Origin of the sequence: Kitasatospora sp. NPDC004799 (assembly GCF_040609095.1) — a bacterium.
GTDB lineage: Bacteria > Actinomycetota > Actinomycetes > Streptomycetales > Streptomycetaceae > Kitasatospora.
Window position 1 is genome coordinate 1 of sequence record NZ_JBEXJK010000540.1, and the last position, 4,741, is coordinate 4,741.

Genomic DNA, 4,741 nt, shown 5'->3' on the forward strand with positions numbered 1-4,741 from the left:
GGCCGCCGCCGGCGTCGCCGGCCTGATCAAGGCGACCCTCGCCGTGCACCACCAGGTGATCCCCCCGGCCACCGGCCACGTCGACCCGCACCCGGTGGGCAGGTCGCCGCCGCCCCGGTCGCCGCGGCCGAGCCGGAGGCCGGGCGGATCCTGTTCGCCGGCACCAACCACCGGGGCCTCGGCCGGGTGACCGGCCCGATGGACAGCACCCCGCTGTTCGGGCCCGGCCCGATCCACTTCGACCAGGACCCGTCCGCCCGCGGCGACGAGGTGGTCTTCACCAGCCTGCGGGACGGCCCGCTGCCCCAGGTGTACCTGCGCGACGCGGCCGGCGCGGTGCGCAGGCTCACCACCGGCATGGACACCGCCCACCCGGCGCTGGCCCCGGACGGCAAGGGCGTCGTCTTCGAGGCGCTGAAGTCCCGGGACGACGGCACCTCCCAGCACGTCCTGTGGGCGGTCAACCGGGACGGCAGCGGCCTGCGCCGGATCACCGACGGCGCCGCCGACGAGACCCGTCCGACGGTCTCGCCCGACGGCAAGTGGATCGCCTACTCCTGCGACGGCGAAGCGTCGCACCGTCAGATCTACCTGCGGCCGTTCGAGGGCGGCGCGCCCGTCAAGGTCACCGACGTGACCACCGGGGACGCGATCGACCCGGCCTGGAACCCGGTGGACACCGACGAACACCGCAACGAGATCGTCTACACCTGGGACAAGGGCGACCAGGGCCGCACCCTGATGCTCACCTCGCCCACCGGCGGCGACAAGGCCTACTTCCCCGGCACCGGCTCCACCTGGCGGACCGGCTCCGCCGCCTGGACGGCCGACGGCAAGGGCGTGGTGTTCCTCAGCGCCGACCTGCTCGACCCCGCGAAGCCGAGCTCGCAGCCCGACCCGTCCCAGCCGCCGGTGGTGAACCTCTACCACGCGCTGACCTGCAACTGCGAAGCGCCCGTCCTGCTCTACCGCGCGGACCGGCTGATCGCCTCGCCGACCTGGCTGGGCCCGCAGCAGGGCGGCGGCGCCGTGGTCGAGCAGACCAGCGCCTCCGGGTCCAACGTCGCCGACGTGCAGGACATGCGCCCCGACGGCGGCGACCCGCGCGACCTCGGCATCAGCGTGCTCCGCGAGGACCCGGCCGCCGACACCAACACCAGCACCGACCCGGCCGACGACCCGCTCTTCCACCCCCGCCCCGGCTTCGACCCCTGGTTCGAGCGCCAGACCTACACGCCCGACGGCCGGCGGATCGTGGTGACCCGCTACGAGGACGGGCCGGCCGGGCGGATCCAGCGGATCTGGCTGGCCGACGCCGACGGGGCGAACCCGCAGCCGATGAACCTCGCCGGACGCGCCGCGGACGACCGGGACACCGACCCGTCGATCTCCCCGGACGGCCGGCTGGTCGTGTTCAGCCGCAGCGCCCCGGCCACCGGCCAGCAGCCCGCCCGGCCCGGGCGGGTGCTGATCGCCGAGGTGGCCACCGGGCGGATCGTCGGCACCGTCCAGCCGCCGGCCGGGCAGCGGGGCGCCTCCGACGGCCAGCCGTTCTGGTCCCCCGACGGCAAGCTGATCGCCTTCTCCCGGACGGCCGTGGTCGACGGCAACGCCGGCAACCTGCACGTCTGGACGGTCGCCGCCGACGACCTCACCCGGCAGACCGACCTCAGCCGGACGGCCTGCCCGGGCAGCTGCAACGTCATCGACGACAGCCCCGCCTTCGCGCCGGACGGCCGCCGGATCGCCTTCAACCGCAAGGGCGGTGACGGCGGGAACAACCAGCGGGACGGCATCGTCGTCACCACGCCGACCGGCGACGACTGCACGGTGGTCGTGCCCACCGGGCTCGGCCGCGGCGCCTGCACCGAACCGCTGCCCGACCACTCCACCAGCGGCCCGTTCCAGCCCCGGGACGTCGCCTGGACGGCGGACAGCGCGCAACTGGTGATGACCTCCCGCCGGGCCGCGCCGCCGAGCGCCCGCGAGGGGTTCAAGGTCTACGACTTCGCCTCCGGCCGGCTCACCGCGCTCGACTGGCGGCTGCCCGGGCGGCAGAAGGAGCCGGCCGTCCAGCAGTCCGTCGACCTGGCGCTCACCGCGCCGGACCGGACCCCCGCCGTCCCCGTCGACGGTGCCACCGAGGTGACGATCACCGTCACCAACAAGGGCCCCGCGCCCTCGCCCGGCACCGTCCTCACCGTCTCGGTGCCGACCGGCGGCCGGCTCGACAGGCTGACCACCCCGACCGGCTCGTGCGACGCGGCCGCCCTGCGCTGCGAACTCGGCACGCTGGCCCCGCGCGCGGTGGTCCGGATCAAGGCCACCCTGATCGGCACCCGGCCCGGCGTCCCGGACTTCGGCTGGAGCGTCACCGGGGCGGTGCTGGACCCGAACCCCGACGACGACTCCGCCCGGACCTTCCTGCCCGTGCTGGAGCCGACCCCCTCGCCGACGGCCACCCCGACCCCGACGCCCACCCCGTCGCCGACCGCCACGCCGACGCCCACCCCGACACCCACACCCACACCCACCCCGACTCCGACTCCGACCGCCACGCCCACCCCCGCACCGCCGCCGCCCCCGGCTCCCGCGCCCCCGCCCCAGGCCGGCCCCGGCGTCACGGTCGACGCCCAGCCGAACCCCGGCTACGTCGGCGGCCACGTGACCGTCAGCTACACGGTGCGCAACAGCGGCCAGGCCCTCGCGACCGGCCTGCGGCTGACCCTCGGCCTGCCCGCCGGCGTGCCCACCGAGGCCCTGCCGCCCGGCTGCCGCAACGGCACCTGCACGGTGAGCGACCTCGGCCCGGGCCGCAGCGCGGTGATCCGGGTGGTGCTCTCGCCCGTGGCGGCGCTGGACACCACGATCACCGCCGAGCTGACCACCACCGGCACCGACGCCACCCCCGGACCGCACCGGGCGAGCACCCCGCTGCGCATCCTCCAGCCCCGCATCGTCGCGGTGCCGCCGATCGGCAAGCCCGGCTTCGTGACCTCCGTGCGCGGCGTGGACTTCCCGCCCGGCGCACCCGTCACGTTCACCTGGCAGCCCGGCATCACCGCCGCCGCGGCGCCCACCCGCCCGAAGGCCGACGGCACCTTCGCCGGACAGCTGCTCATCCTCCCCAAGGACGAGACCGGCCCGCGCACCATCACCGCCGAAGGCCCCGGATTCTCCCCGGTGACCTGCCCCTTCCTCGTCGTGGAAGGCAGCATCGGCCCGCCCGGGGAGGTGGAGCGGCGGTGATCCACGAAGTCGACGAGGCACTGCGGCAGTTGCTCGCCGGGACCGGCCTGCCCGAGCGCGGGATCGAGGTGGTCTTCGACGCGCCCACCAAGGACTTCGCCGCCCGCCGCAACGCGCCCACGGTCAGCGTCTTCCTGTACGGGCTGCGCGAGGACACCGGCCGCCGGCAGAGCGGCACCATCGCGGAGTACGACGAGGACGGCCTGGTGACCGCGCAGCGCCCGGCGCCCCGGTGGTTCGAGCTGGCCTACCTGGTCACCGCCTGGACCAACCGGCCGCAGGACGAACACCGGCTGCTGGCCGAGGTGCTGCGGTGCCTCGCCACCACCGACACGCTGCCCGCCCGGCTGCTCACCGGCACGCTCGCCGAGCTCGGACTGACCGTCACGCTGGACATCGCCGGGCGCGACACCGGCCTGCCGTCGGTGTCCGACGTCTGGTCCTCGCTCGGCGGGGAGCTGCGGCCCTCGGTGGACCTCCGGGTGCTCGCCCCGCTGCCCGGCGAGCGCGGCCCGGTGGGGCCGCCGGTCACCGACGGACTGGTGCTGCACGCCGGCGACACCAGCCCGGCCGGCCGGCCGCCCGCCGACGACCCGGGCCGCCGACTGCGCTACCAGGGCACCGCCGACCCCGGGGCGGACGGCTTCGCCGCGCCCCGGGAGCGCGGGCTGCCGCCCGGCCGCCGGCCCCGGGGCAGGGCGCGATGAGCCTCGACCTCGACCGGGCCCCCGAGGCCCCGGCGGTGAACGGCGCCGCGGCCGTGATCGGCACCCCGCCGGACCACGAGCAGTACCTCTGGGAGCGGCTGCACCGGGTCGAACAGCGGGTCCGCGCCGCGGTGCGCGCCCGCCGGGCCGACGACCCGGACCCGGACGACCCGTACCGCGGCCAGTACCTCGGCCCGGAGGCCGTGGACCGCATCCTGGCGGCCTCCGCCACCGTCCACCGGGGCACCGCGGACCCCGGCGACGGGCCCGCGCCGCCGCCCGGCTCCCGGCTCGGGCGGCTGAGCGCCGCCTTCGGGCTGCTCCCGGTGGACCTCGACCTGCTGCTGATCGCGCTCGCCCCCGACCTCGACGCCCGCTTCGAACAGCTCTACGGCTACCTCAACGACGACCTGACCCGCCGCCGGGCGACCGTCGGCCTGGCCCTGGAACTGTGCGGACTGCCCGGGGCCGGGGCCGGCCGCTTCCGGTTCTCCACCCGGGCCCCGCTGATCGCCGGCGGCCTGCTGGAGGTCGCCGAGCCGGACCGCCCGCTGCTCTCCCGGACCCTGCGCGTGCCGGACCGGGTGACGGCCCATCTGCTCGGCGACGACGAACCGGACGGCGCGCTCGCCGGACTGGCCCGCCGCGCCGCGCCCGGCTCCCGGGGGTTCGACTCCCCGGCGTCCGACGAAGGGCCCGCCGAGCGGCTGCGCGCGCTGGCCGCGCACGGCGGCCTGGTGCACCTAGTAGCCCGCGGCGGCGCCGGAGGCGTCGACCACCCAGCC

At 76.7% G+C, this 4,741-nt stretch carries 3 protein-coding genes and 1 pseudogene; all 4 read left to right on the forward strand.

Annotation, left to right across the window (positions count from 1 at the left end; genetic code table 11):
• Positions 1–190 (forward strand): hypothetical protein (locus ABZW03_RS37495; protein ID WP_355268857.1); only part of this gene is annotated, 190 nt, incomplete at its 5' end.
• Between the two features lie 8 nt (positions 191–198).
• Complete coding sequence (locus ABZW03_RS37500) at positions 199–3,249, forward strand: hypothetical protein (protein ID WP_355268859.1); 3,051 nt, start codon at positions 199–201, stop codon at positions 3,247–3,249.
• Entirely contained in the window at positions 3,246–3,956 is a 711-nt protein-coding gene (locus ABZW03_RS37505) for a DUF4255 domain-containing protein (RefSeq protein ID WP_355268861.1), read from the forward strand. Before ABZW03_RS37500 ends, ABZW03_RS37505 begins: the two co-directional genes overlap by 4 nt.
• Positions 3,953–4,741, forward strand: a pseudogene (locus tag ABZW03_RS37510) (hypothetical protein); the annotation flags it as partial. The gene ABZW03_RS37505 and the pseudogene ABZW03_RS37510, both read left to right, overlap by 4 nt.

Excerpts from the sequence above, each read along its gene's own strand:
- ABZW03_RS37500 (WP_355268859.1), top strand. The coding sequence starts at position 199 with ATGGACAGCACCCCGCTGTTCGGGCCCGGCCCGATCCACTTCGACCAG.